12 protein-coding genes are annotated in these 17,032 nt (G+C 43.4%); 10 read left to right on the top strand and 2 right to left on the bottom strand.

The genetic code is table 11. The features are described from left to right. Positions 1 to 281: 281 nt before the first annotated feature. The 10 genes from GTH25_RS15205 to GTH25_RS15160 all read left to right on the top strand — a co-directional run bounded on the left by GTH25_RS15205 (position 282) and on the right by GTH25_RS15160 (position 16,317). The gene (locus GTH25_RS15205; protein ID WP_164530720.1) at positions 282 to 1,214 is read left to right on the top strand and encodes a WYL domain-containing protein; all 933 of its coding nucleotides are present in this window, start codon (positions 282 to 284) and stop codon (positions 1,212 to 1,214) included. Between the two features lie 90 nt (positions 1,215 to 1,304). Next, entirely contained in the window at positions 1,305 to 4,052 is a 2,748-nt protein-coding gene (locus GTH25_RS15200) for an SNF2-related protein (RefSeq protein ID WP_082389613.1), read from the top strand. Between the two features lie 2 nt (positions 4,053 to 4,054). Beyond that, positions 4,055 to 4,822, top strand: a complete 768-nt coding sequence (locus tag GTH25_RS15195) for a hypothetical protein (RefSeq protein ID WP_164530719.1) — start codon at positions 4,055 to 4,057, stop codon at positions 4,820 to 4,822. Positions 4,823 to 4,868: 46 nt separating this feature from the next. Continuing rightward, positions 4,869 to 6,503, top strand: coding sequence for a site-specific DNA-methyltransferase (locus tag GTH25_RS15190; RefSeq protein WP_055647235.1), 1,635 nt, complete (start codon positions 4,869 to 4,871; stop codon positions 6,501 to 6,503). After that, positions 6,493 to 8,136, top strand: coding sequence for a site-specific DNA-methyltransferase (locus tag GTH25_RS15185; RefSeq protein WP_164530718.1), 1,644 nt, complete (start codon positions 6,493 to 6,495; stop codon positions 8,134 to 8,136). The genes GTH25_RS15190 and GTH25_RS15185 overlap by 11 nt, the downstream gene beginning before the upstream one ends. Before the next feature lie 3 nt (positions 8,137 to 8,139). Next, positions 8,140 to 11,013, top strand: coding sequence for a DEAD/DEAH box helicase (locus GTH25_RS15180; protein ID WP_164530717.1), 2,874 nt, complete (start codon positions 8,140 to 8,142; stop codon positions 11,011 to 11,013). A gap of 101 nt (positions 11,014 to 11,114) precedes the next feature. Beyond that, complete coding sequence (gene mobH, locus GTH25_RS15175) at positions 11,115 to 13,256, top strand: MobH family relaxase (protein ID WP_164530716.1); 2,142 nt, start codon at positions 11,115 to 11,117, stop codon at positions 13,254 to 13,256. 48 nt (positions 13,257 to 13,304) lie between these two features. Further along, positions 13,305 to 15,125: a conjugative transfer system coupling protein TraD gene (traD, locus tag GTH25_RS15170; protein WP_164530715.1), complete on the top strand. Its 1,821-nt coding sequence runs from the start codon at positions 13,305 to 13,307 to the stop codon at positions 15,123 to 15,125. A 9-nt stretch (positions 15,126 to 15,134) separates the two neighbouring features. After that, the gene (locus GTH25_RS15165) at positions 15,135 to 15,695 is read left to right on the top strand and encodes a conjugative transfer protein (protein ID WP_164530714.1); all 561 of its coding nucleotides are present in this window, start codon (positions 15,135 to 15,137) and stop codon (positions 15,693 to 15,695) included. Beyond that, entirely contained in the window at positions 15,682 to 16,317 is a 636-nt protein-coding gene (locus GTH25_RS15160; protein WP_164530713.1) for an IncC plasmid conjugative DNA transfer DtrJ family protein, read from the top strand. The genes GTH25_RS15165 and GTH25_RS15160 overlap by 14 nt, the downstream gene beginning before the upstream one ends. Before the next feature lie 25 nt (positions 16,318 to 16,342). On the opposite strand, the gene GTH25_RS15155 is transcribed toward GTH25_RS15160, so the two are convergent. Next, a complete protein-coding gene (locus GTH25_RS15155) occupies positions 16,343 to 16,621 on the bottom strand; it encodes a helix-turn-helix domain-containing protein (protein ID WP_000058216.1) in 279 nt (92 codons plus the stop codon). Then, entirely contained in the window at positions 16,618 to 16,941 is a 324-nt protein-coding gene (locus GTH25_RS15150; RefSeq protein ID WP_164530712.1) for a type II toxin-antitoxin system RelE/ParE family toxin, read from the bottom strand. The genes GTH25_RS15155 and GTH25_RS15150 overlap by 4 nt, the downstream gene beginning before the upstream one ends. Positions 16,942 to 17,032: the final 91 nt, after the last annotated feature.

The following is a 17,032-nucleotide window of genomic DNA, read 5'->3' as shown; positions in this document are numbered from 1 at the left end:
ACGCCCATACCTGAGCGGCAATTGCAATCCAGATCAAAAAGTTGCCGCTTAGTCTTCCCTACAAAATAATTTGTGATAGGATGATACCTAATAAAATTAATTAGGTTGAAGCCTATTCAGTGTTTTATGGCCATCTGTCCAGCTTCAACCGGTAGAGATTGCTAAGTCATTGCGGATTAAGAGCAGCATTGAGTGACACTATTCAATGTGATTACGCGATGACGGTCCTTACTTTATAAGCAGAGTATTAAGAATCTGGTTGAATTGGATAAACAAGACGCATGACAAATGATGGTCTGAAACAAACGGTAGTGGCGAAGTCAGATAGGCTTTCGCAGATAGCGCAGTTGCCACAAGCAACCAGGGATCGCATTGCCCACATCGATTTCACTTTATTGTTTAAGGGCGAAGCGGTACGGGCGGATTTAGTCGATCGCTTCAGCATAGCCGCTGCACAAGCAACGAAAGACTTCACGATGTACCGAGAGCTTGCGCCAGGCAATATTGAATATGACCAAAAGCTCAAGTTGCATAAGCGCGGTGAAGCTTTTGAGCCCTTGTTCGACTACGACGTTGTGAGAACGCTGGCGACGATTAGCCAAGGGTACGGCGATGGCTTCACTGGAAAGGTAAAACCACCTCTGGCTTGTGAAGCGCCTTATCACCTTAACAAGCCGAGTTTATCGATAGTAGCGAAAGTCACCGAGGCCATACACAAAGGCAAAGCCTTGAGTATCACCTATGTGTCGTTATCGAGTGGTGAAACCACGCGTGAAATTGTACCGCATACGCTGGTGGACAATGGCCTGCGTTGGCATGTTCGTGGTTTTGACCGCAAGCATGGTGAGTTCCGTGACTTTGTGCTGACCCGAATTAAAGCAGCGGTCGTGCTTGAGGATTCCAATTTGTCTGAAACGGAGCTCGAAACCCAAGATCGGCAATGGAATCGCTTTGTAGAGCTAGAGTTAGTGCCGCATCCTCGTATTAAGCACAGCGAAGCGATTGAACTGGATTATGGTATGACGGGTGGCGTTCTAAAGGTTGAGATTAGAGCCGCAACCGCTGGGTATTTGCTTCGTCTTTGGAATGTAGATTGTTCTAATAATTACTCATTAATTGGTCCTGAGTATCAACTTTGGTTAAGGAATGGGCAGGCGCTGTATGGAGTAAAAAATGATGCATTACTTCCCGGCTATAGAACTAGTCAGAATTAAAAAAATGGAAGTGCTAAATTGAATTATTCATCGCACCAAAAAGCTTGGTTAGCTCACACTCTAACGCTCTCTGGAAAAGCAGAAGAGTCAATGACTCAAACTATTGCTAATTCCAAAGTTGATATGAACCCACATCAGGTTGAGGCTGCACTGTTTGCCTTATCATCACCGCTGTCTAGTGGAGTTATCTTAGCCGACGAGGTTGGATTAGGTAAAACGATAGAAGCTAGTCTGGTTCTAGCTCAGAAATGGGCAGAACGTAAACGAAAGCTCTTATTGATTGTACCTGCTACTTTAAGAAAGCAGTGGAGCCAAGAATTAGAAGAAAAATTTTCCTTACCGTCTGCAATTCTTGAAGCAACAACTTTTAACGCCGCGATAAAAAGTGGTATCGCTAATCCTTTTGAAGTGGAAGTTAGCACAGGAAAGCCAGCAATATGTATCTGCTCCTATGAATTTGCAGCTAGGAAAGAAGTTGAGTTAGCACGGGTTTCTTGGGATCTTGTCGTCCTAGATGAAGCGCATAAACTTCGAAATATCTACAAAACTGATGGTGCAAAAACCGCGAAAAAATTAGAGCTTGCATTGCAAGGACGAAAAAAAGTAATGCTCTCTGCTACCCCTTTGCAAAACAGTATATTAGAGCTTTATGGGTTGGTTTCTATTCTAGATCCTCACTTTTTTGGTGATTTGAATTCATTTAAAGCCCGATATGGCCGACAAAATTTGGATGAAATTGAGCTAGCCCTATTACGTGCAAGATTGAGCAAAGTTTGCAATCGTACGCTACGTCGACAAGTGCAAGAAGAAGGCGGCATTAGTTTCACTCGTCGTTATTCAATGACTGAAGACTTTCGTCCCTCAGCAGAAGAAGAACAGCTTTATACAGAAGTATCTGAGTACTTGCAGAGAGAGGATCTTCTCTCTATCAAATCAGGTGCAAGGCATTTAGTCACACTTGTTATCCGCAAAATACTTGCGTCATCCTCCTATGCTGTACTTGGTACACTTGAAACCATGATCAATCGGTTAGAGCAAAAGCTACCTCTCATCGAGGCTTTGCAAGATCTTGACTGCTTGAATGATTATCAAGATGAAGATGCAATAGAAGACGAAGATATCGATCCAGTAGCATTAAGTGCTGAAATTGAGTTGCTACGTTCATTTAAAGAGCTCGCAGCAAAAATCAGCGGTAACGCCAAAGCTGAGGCTTTACTTCGTGTGTTGACAAGAGCATTTGATAAGACGAGTGAGTTAGGCGGAAGTAGGAAAGCGGTTGTTTTCACTGAATCCGTCAGAACTCAAACCTGGTTAGCTGAGCTGCTCACAAGCAATGGATATAGTGGGCAGATTGTCTTGCTCAATGGAAGCAACAATGATGCTGCCTCGAAAGCTATTTACAAAGAGTGGCTAGAAAAACACCACGGTTCAACAAGGATATCAGGCTCCAAAACTGCGGATATGAAGGCGGCTTTGGTCGATAAATTCAAAGATGAAGCTACTTTGATGATCTGTACCGAGGCTGGCGCAGAAGGTATTAACTTACAATTTTGTTCGCTACTCGTGAATTACGACTTGCCATGGAACCCACAACGTGTTGAACAGCGTATTGGGCGTATCCACCGCTATGGCCAAAAGCATGATGTTGTAGTGGTTAACTTTATCAACAAGGGTAATCGGGCCGACGAGCGTGTCTTTGAGTTACTGAGCCAAAAGTTTCAGTTGTTTGAAGGGGTTTTTGGTGCGTCAGATGAGATTCTAGGTTCAATCGAGTCAGGTGTGGATATTGAACGGAGAATCCATGACATTTATCAGAGCTGTAGAAGTGATGACCAAATTGAGCACGAATTTAACCAGTTACAAGAGCAGTTAAAAGAACAGCTCGAAGTAAAGGTGAATGAGACGCGGCGTTCTCTGTTGGAAAACTTTGACGCAGATGTTGTTGACCGTTTGAATACTCGCCGTAATAGAGTGACGGCTCAGTTATCCCATTATCAGAAGAAATTACTGTTACTGGCGAGAATGGTGTTTGCGTCAGATAGCTCTTTTACCGTGACAGAACATGGCTTTTCCGTGGGAGACTCGTTCTACTCTTTGGATTGGCATCATGCAGTGCAACATGATCACAATCTGTTTCGTGTATCAGAGGGCTTGGGCCTGGAGTTATTAGAGCGTTACAAGGTTGATAAACTTGAAAGCACCCATTTGGCTTTCGTATATACGCCTGAAGACACCCACTGGGCTGATGTAAGGAATTTAGTTTCCAAAAAGGGTATGTTGCGCGTAACAAAAGTGAGTATTGGTTCTAGTGAAGAAAAACGTGAGCGACTAATTCTCGCAGCGATTACCGATACTGGTGAGATTGTTCATCCTGAAACTGTAGAACGCATCCTGCAATTGCCAATTTCGCTTCAAGGTAAACCTCAACTACTTGATTCTTATGTTGGACTGGATGGTGATACCAGTCTCCAGCTTCAGGTGTTCATCAGTGAAGTTGAGCAAGACAATGAACGGTATTATGCGGAAGAAGTTGAGAAGTTAGAACGCTGGGCGGAAGATAAGAGAATTGCCTTAGATATCCGTATTAAGCAGTTAGACCTGGAAATAAAGCAGGCAAGAAAAGCATCTCGGCAACTTGGTACACTGCAAGAGAAAATGGCGGCAAAGCGAGCATTAAAGTCTCTTGAACGGGAAAGGGATCAAGTGATGCTCAATTACCATGAAGAGAAAAAGTTAATTGAGCAAGAGGAAGACCGCTTGCTAGAAGAAATTGAGGCAAGGTTGAAACTGGATACTCGTTTAGAGCTCATTTTTGAAGCAACATGGAGCGTGAATTGATCATGAAATTCACTCTTATGCCCGCAATAAACGGTTGGAACTTCTACAAAGTGGAAGTTTTAGATGAACCGGAATTAATTGAGCTAGCAAAGCATCGAGCATTCAGAAAAGCCCCTAAAGTGGCTCATGGAGATCCAAGTGGGTCTCCAAGAAGCCAACAAGAAAGATTCAGCCAAAACTTTCTGGGTGCTTTGGCTGATATTTCATGTAGCTACTTATTGAGAAAGTTCTTTGAAAAGCATAATTTGCCAATAACAGTAGAAAGTTATGACCAAGTTCGAACAGACGATTTCCAAGAGCATGATTTATACGACATTAAAATAAAAACTGGTGGTGCAGAGTCTATAGTGGAGGTTCGCTCTTCCTTATGTGTGCAAAAGAGCCTAGTTGGGGTTATTAACGATTGGCATATATTGGGACCATACCAGTCTCAGTCTAAAGGCAAAACAGAGTCTGAAAAGGAGTTCTATATACGTCCAATGTTTCACTTGAAGAATTACCGAGACTACCAAAAAGATCATCAAAATAATATGCCACCAATGAAAACTTACGATCGTTCCGATGGCTTAAGGCTTTTTGAAGATGGAGAGGTAGATCTATATATTTTAGGTGGAGCTACTACTGAAATAATGTCTAGCAGTAAAGCTTGGGATGAAAAGGGTGAGACTTTGAAGCAGGGTAAGACGAATTTTAGAGTTGTGTTAATAAAAGATGGACTTCAAACCCAAGACTTTTTGAATGCTATTGCTCGTGAGATGCTGGATAAATAATTTGCAATGGATGGTTATTAAACGATCCACTATTAAGGTTTGTGAGATGAATAACATTAAAAATAACAAGTTGGAACTCAGCTGGATTGGTAAGGACAAGTTGCCAAGACTCGAGCCTCGCATTTTCTTGGAAAGTAAAGAATACTCTTATTTCAATGTTTCAGTAGACATTGGCCAGGACAGCGAACAGGAGTTTAGCAATTTACTGATTAAATCTGATAACTTATTGGCTCTCAAAGCATTAGAGCAAGATTACACAAGTAAAGTTAAATGTATAGTAATTGACCCCCCCTATAATACAGGGAGTGCTTTTTCACATTATGATGATGGATTAGAGCACTCAATGTGGCTTACATTGATGAGAGATAGATTGGTGTTACTCCATCAGCTTTTGTCTGAAGATGGTTCGTTGTGGATCACAATTGATGACAATGAGTCTCACTATTTAAAAGTTATGTGTGATGAGATATTTGGAAGAGCAAACTTTGTTACTGATATTACTTGGCAGCGAAAATATAGTGTAAGTAACAATTTTAAAGGCATAGCCTCAATCTGTGACAGAATTCTTGTTTATAGAAAATCCGATAAATTTGTTAACAACTTGCTTCCTCGTACGGAGGATTCTGTTGCTAGATATAAAAATCCAGATAATGATCCGAGGGGACCTTGGAAGTCAGTAGATTACCTGAACCAAGCAACCCCTGAAAAGCGCCCTAATTTGTGTTATGACATTACAAATCCTAATACCGGTGAAGTGATTAAGAATACGAAAAAAGCTTGGAAGTATGATCGAGAAACTCACCGAAAACACATAGAAGAAAAGCGCATCTGGTGGGGCATTAATGGTACGAATACTACACCTGCTGTAAAGTTGTTTCTATCTGAAGTTCGTGATGGTATGACGCCTCATAATTGGTGGCCACATGAGGACGTAGGCCATACAGACGAAGCAAAAAAGGAAATCATTCAGTTGTTTGGGCGTAAAGACGTGTTCGATACGCCAAAGCCCGAGCGTTTAATTCAGCGTATATTAACCATCGCTACCAACCCTGGAGATCTGGTTCTAGATTCATTTGCGGGTTCAGGCACTACAGGTGCAGTTGCTCAAAAAATGGGGCGTCGTTGGATCATGGTTGAGTTGGGTGAGCATTGCGACACGCACATCGTTCCTCGCCTCAAGAAAGTCATTGATGGTGAAGACCAAGGTGGCATATCTAAAGCAGTTAACTGGCAAGGTGGTGGTGGTTTCCGTTATTTACGTCTTGCTCCATCTCTTCTGCAAAAAGATGAATGGGGTAACTGGGTTATCAATAAAGAATACAATGCAGAAATGCTATCAGCTGCCATGTGTAAACACATGGGCTTTACTTACGCTCCTAGTGAAACTCAATTCTGGAATCACGGTTACAGCACCGAGACTGATTTCATCTATGTTACCACAGGTTCGTTAGCGTATGACCAGCTCAAGCGTATTAGCGAAGACGTTGGTGAAGATCGAACGCTCCTGATTTGCTGCAAAGCATTTATGAGTGAAGGAGCGGAGTTCCCGAACTTAACGATTAAGAAAATCCCACAATCAATCTTGAATAAATGCGAGTGGGACAACGACGATTACAGTTTTACTTTAAATGTACTCGCAGAGCCTGAAGAATACGAACTGGATGACGAAGATGACCAATAAAAAAAAACTAGAACTTACTTGGATTGGTAAACAAAAACGGCCTCGTTTGGAGCCACGGATTTTTCTTGAAGATAGTGAATTGTCTTTTCAAGGTGAGAAAAAAGAAGGGATTTTTAATGATAACCTTCTTATTCATGGTGATAATCTTTTGGCCTTAAAAGCATTAGAACAAGATTATTTTGGAAAAATTAAATGCATTTTTATTGATCCTCCTTATAACACGGGGAGTGCTTTTTCTCACTATGATGATGGTTTAGAGCACTCGATGTGGTTATCCCTTATCCGTGATAGGTTGTTAATTTTACAGTCTTTGTTATCTATAGAAGGGAGTATTTGGATTACAATTGATGATGCTGAGGGGCATTATTTAAAAGTACTTTGTGATGAGATTTTTGGTCGTTCTAACTTTATAGGTCAAGTTACTTGGCAGAAAACTACAAGCATTCATAATAATGCGATATTGTTTTCGTCAAATACTGATATGGTTTTGGCTTACGCCAAAAATATTGATTTTTTCTCAATGGGAAGAATTCCAAGATCTGAACGCAACACGCAAGATTACAAAAACCAAGATGATGATCCTAGAGGCCCATGGGCATCAAGTCCATTACATGTAAGTTTAACTTCTGGACAGAGGGGGAAACAATATGCAATTACTGGGAAAAGTACAGGCTTGTATCCTATAGTTGGACCTAATGGACAAGAGGTTTATCCCCCCAAGGGCCGTTGTTGGGCATATTCCCCTGAAACAATAAAAGACTTTGAAAGTCAAAATCTTATTTGGTGGGGGAAAGATGGAAATAATCAACCGCGCTTAAAAAGATTTATTAAAGATAATAAAGAAGGTGTAGTTCCATCCACATTATGGCTTTCTGAAGATGTTGGCCACAATCAAGAAGCAAAGGCTGAAAATAATACTCTTTTACCAGATTTAGATAAGCTTTTTTCAACTCCAAAACCTGAACGATTATTAGAGAGAGTTATTCGTTTAAGTACTAAACCAGGAGATATTGTCCTCGATTCTTTTGCTGGCTCCGGTACAACTGGCGCAGTAGCACACAAAATGGGCCGTCGTTGGATCATGGTTGAGTTGGGTGACCACTGTGAAACTCATATCGTTCCTCGCCTTAAAAAGGTGATTGATGGTGAAGACCAAGGCGGCATATCTAAAGCAGTTAACTGGCAAGGTGGCGGCGGTTTCCGTTATCTCCGTCTTGCTCCATCTCTTCTGCAAAAAGATGAATGGGGTAATTGGATCATCAACAAAGAGTATAACGCTGAGATGCTATCAGCTGCCATGTGTAAACACATGGGCTTTACTTACGCTCCTAGTGAAACTCAATTCTGGAATCACGGTTATAGCACCGAGACTGATTTCATCTATGTAACCACAGGCTCGTTGGCATATGACCAGCTCAAGCGTATTAGCGAGGATGTTGGTGAAGATCGCACCCTTCTAATTTGCTGTAAAGCCTTTATGAGCGAAGGCGCTGACTTCCCGAACTTAACGATTAAGAAAATCCCTCAATCAATCTTGAATAAGTGTGAATGGGATAATGATGATTACAGCTTTACTTTGAATGTGTTAGCTGAAGATGATGTTGAACTTTACGACGATGAAGAGGAAGCGTAATAAATGAGTGACGATGTAAAAGTAGCCAACCAAATTAGTGCTCGACTCTCTCTTCGTAATCCACAAGAAAAATCATTGCAAATTTTGTGTGATGTTCTTGAACAAATGGAATTGAGCAAAGATCCAGATTTGAATCGCTGGATTGAGGTATTGAAACCGCAATACCCATCAATGAAAATGTTTGAACGTGACTTCCCTTCACTCTGTTTTGCTCTTGCAACAGGCGTGGGCAAAACACGTCTGATGGGAGCAATGATCGCTTGGTTGTATTTGACTGGCCGTAGTAGACATTTTTTTGTGCTTGCGCCTAACTTGACGATTTATGAGAAGCTGAAAAAAGATTTCCTTATGGGGAATCCAAAGTATGTTTTTCAAGGGATTCCGGAGTTAGTTCAAACACCACCTGTCATCATCACTGGTGATGACTATGAAGATGGCCGCGGTGTGCGATTAGACTATGCTGTTGCTGCGACAATGACAGGTGATTTATTTGCAGGCGAAGAAGCGCCACATATTAATATTTTCAACGTTTCGAAAATAAACGCGAAAGACAATAAAGTGGGCGCTAACAAATCTAATGATCCAAAAATGCGGCGATTGCAAGAGTACATCGGTGATTCGTATTTCAACTATCTTGCTGATTTGCCTGATCTTGTCGTTATTATGGATGAGGCACACAGATACTATGCTTCTGCTGGTGCAAAAGCATTAAATGATCTGAAGCCTGTATTAGGTATTGAGCTTACTGCAACGCCCAAAACTGTTGGCTCAAAACCGAAAGAGTTTACAAATATTATTTATCATTATCCATTAGCAAGTGCTTTGAATGATGGTTATGTCAAAACACCAGCTGTTGCAACACGCAAGGAATTTAAACCTAGTGATTACTCTCTAGAACGCTTGGAGGAAATTAAATTAGAAGATGGCATTCACCATCACGAGTATGTGAAAACAGAGTTGGCTAGTTATGCAAACAATGCAGGAGTTAAGCTAGTTAAGCCATTCATGCTTGTAGTGGCACAGGATACGTTACATGCAGAAGTATTGAAGAAAAAAATTGAAGATGATTCTTTCTTTGAAGGTGCTTATAAAGGGAAAGTCATCACCGTTCACTCCAATCAAACTGGTGAGGAGTCAGAGGAGACGACTCAGAGATTACTTGCAGTTGAGCATGATAAAGATACTGAAATAGTGATTCATGTTAACAAGCTAAAAGAAGGATGGGATGTCACCAATCTCTATACTATTGTGCCTCTTCGCGCTTCTGCATCTGAAATTTTAACCGAGCAAACCATAGGTCGAGGGCTTCGTTTACCTTACGGTAAGAGAACTAATGTAGAGGCTGTTGATCGGTTGACGATTATTGCGCACGACCGATTCCAAGAGATTATCGATCAGGCGAACGACAAAGAGTCCATCATCAAAAAGACTCTTTATATAGGTTCCAGCGATGAAGATGATATTCCAGAAAAAAAACCAAAGCAGATTTTCGTACCTTCAATGGTGGATTACGCTTTAGGCAATAAGCCTATTTACATTGAGAACAGTTCAATAGGGGATGGGCGAGCGAGCTATGAAGTAGGAAGTTCGAAACAAATTGATAACTCTGATTCAAGCGATAATGCAACAAGCAAAGTATATAGCCCAACGCAGAAGAAGATTGCTGAACTTACTGTTGCCATAGTTCAGCAAGAAGCAAAAAATCTCGACAGCAGTAAGCAACTGACAGCGGAGCACGTTAAAAAACACATTACTCAGCGTGTTCATCAAGTCGCGAAAGAATTATTTGTTATGAATGCTGAGGGATCAAACAGGGTGACTGAAGGGTATAACCACTCTGTTGCACAAGAAAAAGAGCAAGTCGAATTATTTGATGCCGCTACTGTAGATGAAATTGTTTCAACCGTTACACATAAAATTGCAGAATATACCATAGACATTCCCAAAATCGTGGTGCTTCCTACTCGTGATGTTAACTATGGTTTTAATGACTTTGATCTTTCAGGTTTGGAACGTATTTCTCTTAAACCACAGTCTAATGAAATCATCATAAGCAATCTGGAGACCAGTCAAATAAGTTCAATTAACTGGGAGAAAAGTGCTGTTTCAGAAGCACGGCTTGAAAACTATTTGGTATTTTACCTCATGGATCACGACGAGATTGATTACGATGAGCATGCAGGAATGCTTTATAAGCTATCTGGTCAAATGGTTGCGCACCTAAAAAGCTATTTGAGCGATGTTGATGCTGAGGGAGTGCTTAAGTCGGCAGGCCGTATTTTAGCGGATTTTATTTGGTCGCAAATAAAACAGCACATGTGGACAACGCCAACTGACTATGTTGGTAGTGTGACTCAAGGTTTTGATGTGTTAAAACCTACTACTTTCAACTTTGCTAATGATGAGGAACCTAGGGACTTCCGTGCACCAATACCACCAGGGCAAAAGAACAAAGTAAGGCAGATGCTTTTCACTGGTTTTGACCGCTGTTGTTACCCATATCAGAAATTTGATTCAGTAGATGGAGAGCTTCGTTTAGCTCAGGTGCTAGAGCAAGATCGAACAGTTGTTAGATGGATGAAACCAAGCCCAGGACAGTTTCGCATAGAATACCGAAGTGGCCAAAACTATGAGCCAGATTTTGTTGTTGAAACAGAAACACTTTTCCTGTTAATGGAGCCAAAGAAAGCGAGAGAGTTGGAAGATGTTGATGTAATTGCTAAAGCAAAAGCTGCAACAAGGTGGTGTAGTTATGCGAATGAAAACGCAGCTAAAGTTGGCGGAAAACCTTGGCATTACGTTTTGTTACCTCATGATGCTATTACATTATCAAGAACTGTTGATGGCCTTTTGAGTGAATTTGAGTACAAAGAGTGACTAAATTGGCGTGATAGTGGCGATAGTTAGAAATTTTTATAACCTATCTGAATAGCCGCTCAGTAAGAAAGCCCAAATAATGTTTTTATTTGGGCTTTCTTATGTTCAAGCTGTTCGATAAGCATGTTGAGAAAAAGGTAGATTTAATTTCTACAGACATTCCACGCTATCCGCCATTTCTGAAGGGGTTGCCAGCTGCGTCACCCGAGGATTTGCAGTCCACACAAGACGAGCTAATTGCCAAACTGCGCCAGATACTTGGCTTTAATCAGCGTGAGTTTCAAAGGCTGATTCAGCCCTGCATTGATCATCTGGCGGCTTATGTCCACTTGCTGCCAGCATCTGAGCATCATCATCACAGTGGTGCGGGTGGTTTATTACGTCATTCGTTGGAAGTTGCTTTCTGGGCGGCACAAGCAGCTGAAGGGATCATCTTTGTTGCCAGTGGCACACCTGTTGAAAAAAAAGAGCTGGAACCAAGGTGGCGTGTTGCTGCGGCTCTTGGCGGTTTGTTCCATGATATTGGTAAACCTGTTTCAGACTTGTCCATCACAGACGAAGATGGACGCTATCAGTGGAACCCATTTTTAGAAACCTTATCCCAGTGGGCCACTAATAACCGCATTGAACGCTATTTCATTCGCTGGCGCGACGGACGGTGCAAACGGCACGAGCAATTTTCAATTCTGGTGTTAAACCGGGTGATGACGCCTGAGTTGCTCGCATGGTTAACCCAGCCGGGCCCTGAAATTTTGCAAGCCATGCTGGAAGCAATTGGCAATACCGATCCAGAGCATGTCCTGTCTAAACTGGTCATTGACGCTGACCAAACCAGTGTACAGCGAGACCTCAAAGCTCAACGAATTTCCGTTGACGACAATGCCCTTGGTCTCCCAGTCGAACGCTATCTACTTAATGCCATGAGGCGATTACTTGCCAGTTCCCAGTGGCTGGTCAATCAGCGAGACGCCAGAGTCTGGGTACGAAAATCAAATCAATCAACCCATCTTTACCTGGTTTGGAAAAGCGCTGCTAAGGACATCATTGAACTGTTGGCCAAAGACAAGATACCTGGCATTCCAAGAGATCCCGATACCCTTGCGGACATCCTCATTGAGCGAGGATTGGCCAAAAAATCCGCCTCAAATGAACGATATGAAAGCCTTGCCCCTGAAGTGCTGATCAAAGACGGCAAGCCAATCTGGCTACCCATGCTGCATATATCTGAGGCCGATTTATTGTTCAGCTCGAATGTACCAAGTAGCGTGAAACTGTTCAGCAAATCAGAGTGGGAACCAACACAGCAAACACAAGCAGAGCCACTGAGTCGCTCCAGTGAGCATTCAGACTTGCCTGAAGCGTCATCATCAATCGAACAAAGCAATTCGGCTGAGTCGCCATCGTCAAAATCGTCCGACCAAGATGATGAACTTCGTCTTGCCAGTGATGTTAATCACCTTCAGGCAACTGAAAATGCTCCAGGTGATGGATGTGAAAAGCCTAACAACTCATATGATGGCGCTATCTCAAATAACGTAAACCAGCACGATGCAGAAGCATTGAATCTGCCTGAATCTTTGGCATGGCTCCCAGAGGCCAGTAGTGCGTTGGTTATGGTTGATGAACAGATACTGATCCGCTATCCCGATGCCGTAAGACATTGGTGTGCTCCCCGAAAACTGCTTGCTGAACTCAGTCGATTAGATTGGCTTGAACTAGATCCGGCAAACCCGACGCGTAAAGCCAGAACTGTGACTACAAATGATGGAGTTCAGGAGCAAGGGTTGCTGTTGAAAGTATCGATTTCTAAAGGGCTAACTGCACTGATAGACCTTCCCAAACAAGACGCAGAACCGGCGGCAGCAATTCAGAATGAAGAGGCTTTACAGCGTCCGAGTCGAACTAAGACAACTAATACCCAAGCAAAAGAGCCCGCCACAAGAGCGGAGCGTAAGCAAAAGCCGATTGGGCCCAATGCGAACTCAAGTACAGACCCCAAACACGCGCAGCGGCAACAGATGGTTAATTTTGTGAAAGATTTGCCCATCTTACTGACCGATGGCGATTACCCGTACGTGGATCATAGTGCCGATGGTATTCGCGTCACGATTCAAACCTTACGCCAAGTCGCCAATGCACATGGCATTCCAGCCGGGCAATTGCTTCGGGGGATCTCGGCCAGTGACCAATGCCAGTTTGATGAGGGGGAAACGGTTCTGTTTACCGCTCACGCTAAGCATTAATCCATTTGAAATTAAGCGGATTGCAAACGGTTATTTTGCGGAGCATGAATGAAAGAAAACGCATACGAGATGCCCTGGCGCACGAACTATGAAGCCATGGCAGCAGCAGGTTGGCTAGTTGGGGCAACTGGGGCAATTGCAGCAGAAATACTCACTGAGTTACCACCTGAGCCATTTTGGTGGATGACAGGGATTTCCTCGGGCATGGCGTTGTATCGCCTGCCTGAGGCTTACCGTCTTTATAAGTTGCAGAAGGGGCTAAAAGGCAAACCTTTGGCTTTTATGGAGCTTTCGCATTTACAAAAGGTGATGGCAAAACATCCTGATGAACTGTGGTTAGGGTATGGCTTTGAGTGGGACCAACGCCATGCCCAACGCGCTTATGAAATATTAAAGCGGGATAAGCAAACCTTGCTTAACCAAGGTCACGGCAAACAAATGGGTTCGACCTGGATTCATGGTGTCGAGCCCAAAGAAGAAGATGTGTACCAGCCAGTTGGTCACACAGAAGGCCATACCTTAATTGTCGGTACGACCGGTGCCGGAAAAACCCGATGCTTTGATACGATGATTACCCAGGCCATTTTGCGTAATGAAGCCGTGATTATTATTGACCCTAAGGGAGACAAGGAACTTAAGGATAATGCGCAGCGAGCCTGTATTGCCGCCGGTAGTCCTGAGCGCTTTGTGTATTTTCATCCGGGTTTTCCAGAGCATTCAGTACGGCTTAATCCCCTGAGAAACTTTAACCGGGGCACTGAAATTGCCAGCCGAATTGCGGCATTAATTCCATCTGAAACCGGTGCTGATCCATTTAAAGCCTTTGGCCAAATGGCACTGAATAACATCGTGCAAGGTCTGTTGCTTACTTCTCAGCGTCCTGATCTGAAAACACTGAGACGATTCTTGGAAGGTGGCCCAGAAGGCTTGGTAGTAAAAGCCGTCACGGCATGGGGTGAGCAGGTGTATCCGAACTTTAGTGTGGAGATCAAGCGCTTTACCGAAAAGGCCAATACCTTGGCTAAACAAGCCATGGCGATGCTGCTTTTCTACTACGAACGCATTCAGCCCGTTGCCGCCAATACTGATTTGGAGGGCCTTTTGAGTATGTTTGAGCATGACAGAACCCACTATTCAAAGATGGTGGCCTCATTGATGCCGGTGCTCAATATGCTCACATCAAGTGAACTAGGTCCATTGCTATCACCGATTGCAAACGACGTGGATGACAGCCGGTTAATTACGGATTCTGGCCGTATTATCAACAATGCCCAAGTGGCTTATATCGGCTTGGATTCATTGACCGACGCCATGGTTGGCAGCGCCATTGGCTCGTTGCTTTTGTCCGATCTCACTGCTGTGGCCGGTGACCGCTATAACTATGGTGTTGATAATCGACCCGTAAATATCTTCATCGATGAGGCGGCTGAAGTCGTCAACGATCCCTTCATTCAACTGCTCAACAAAGGCCGTGGCGCAAAAATGCGTTGTGTGATTGCTACTCAGACCTTTGCTGACTTTGCAGCCCGTACAGGCAGCGAAGCTAAGGCACGCCAGGTGTTAGGTAACATTAACAACTTGATAGCTCTTCGGGTGATGGATACCGAAACGCAGCAGTACATTACTGACAATCTGCCTAAGACTCGGTTGCAGTACATCATGCAAACTCAAGGTATGTCGTCCAACTCGGACAGCCCCGCGTTATTTACCGGCAATCATGGCGAACGCTTGATGGAGGAAGAAGGCGATATGTTTCCACCGCAGTTATTAGGCCAGCTCCCCAACCTAGAGTACATCGCCAAGCTTTCAGGTGGCCGCGTCATTAAAGGTCGCATTCCTATTTTAACCAGCTCTACACAGGCAGCATAAGGAGTCTGTATGCATCATTCTGTCTGTCTGAAAATGACAACACTTACCAGTAAGGAAATGCTCGCTCAGTGGCAGCAACATAACCCCCAGTTCAAGGAAACCTTAAGACTGCTTGAAACCGACTGGCCTCATGCTTTGGCTTCAGTGCACTGTTTGGCGGACTATTTAACAGATGCGCTCACGTTAGATGGCCATTCCATCTTTGATTTGTGTCTGTGTAATGGTTTGGGCAGTTATGAAGAAGTCAGTTGTGATGATGACAGTGTACGCCTTTGGCATTTCATTGAGGCACTGACCTGGACTGCCGCCAGTGCTTTTACGGGGATTCGCCTGCGTGATCCTGACCATTTTGAGTGGGCCGCCGTGGATGGTGTGTATTTCTACACCTGGATTCGTAATCGTCCAAATCGGATGACGTATTTGGCTGAAGGACGCATCGAGGTGCGTTATGTCAGTGGTCATACGACGACAAAGCGGCTTCAACAAGTGATTAAAGCCCGGATTATGACGCCAACCGTTGCAGCCATGCTGGCACGAGTAGAAGAGGATGTTTGGCATGAGCAAGCATAAGTCGGTTTGGCTACTGTGTCTGGCACTGATGCTGGAGATTATTGCCATTGGCGTATTAGTGCCCGGTGATTGGACTGGCCGAGTCATTAGTAAAGAGAAGCAGATGATCCAAAATCAATTGGGCGCACAAACAAGCTATTGGATTGGTCAAACTAGCCATCGCTGGTATCAGTCATGGGTTGTGGATACGCAGATGGAGCAATCTGTGCGTGATTTTCTAATCCCCACTGAAGAGCAACGACAGCGTTCTAAAGGGATGGAGAACATGGGAGGCTTTTGGTTTGTGTGGGTAGAAGACCGTATTCAGGCATTTTTTGATGTGTTGTACCAAGTGTTCACTCGATTTGCTTTGCTGATGGTCTGGTTGCCCTTTGCGTTTATTCTCATGTTACCGGCTTTGTGGGACGGCTTGATGACCTGGAAGATTAAGAAAACAACCTTTGATTTTTCGAGCCCTATCATTCACCGCTATAGCATGATAATTCTGGGTTCAGGCGTCATCTTGCTGTTTATGGGATTGTTCGCCCCGCTGGCCATTCCTCCAGTGGTGTTACCGTCGCTGATCATTGGTTTGGCATTGATGGCAGGGTTGGCATTAAGCCACTTGCAGAAGAAGATATGAGGCCAGTTAGGCCTCATGAATTACGTTAACTCATTTTTTGTGGCTTGAGTGTTAATTCAAAGCCACATGCGTGAGCATATTTTAGAAGAGTTGACCAACTTGGATTGGCATTACCTTTTTCTAAACGACTGACGTTACTCTTTTGGGTATGCATTCTTTCAGCAACTTGTTCTTGAGTAAGTCCTGCCTTTGTTCTCATGGTAAGCAATTGGTCAATAAAGCTGAACTCACTCTCAAGCTTATCGTACTCATTCTTAACTTCAGCATTGGCTAAAGCACGTTGTTTCAGTTTTTGCAGACTCATGATTTTTGAACCTCTTTTTGTCTATCTCTGGCAAGATTGAGCTCATTTTTGGGCGTCTTTTGAGATTTTTTTACAAAAGCGTGTAACACATAAATGTGCTTCCCTTTTAAGTAGCAAAATAAGCCTCTACCAATACCTTCATGAGCTTTGGCGCGGATTTCAAATAACCCATCGCCCATAGACTCAGTATGAGGAGGCCCCAAGTTTGCACCATGCTTTTCCATCAGCTCTAAAAGCTTAATCATGCGAGCTTGTATTTTGGGTGGCATATCGAGGATCTGCTCCTCAACGCCATCGTAAAAGTCGATCTTCCAGCTCATGGGTATCCTTAACTTAGGTTATCATAAATGATAACTCTGGTTGCGCGGTTTGTCTAGAACTTAACCGTCTTGTCTGAGTAGAACCCTCAAA

Origin of the sequence: Proteus terrae subsp. cibarius (assembly GCF_011045835.1) — a bacterium.
In the GTDB taxonomy this organism is placed as follows: domain Bacteria; phylum Pseudomonadota; class Gammaproteobacteria; order Enterobacterales; family Enterobacteriaceae; genus Proteus; species Proteus cibarius.
This window is presented reverse-complemented; position numbering and strand designations above follow the sequence as displayed.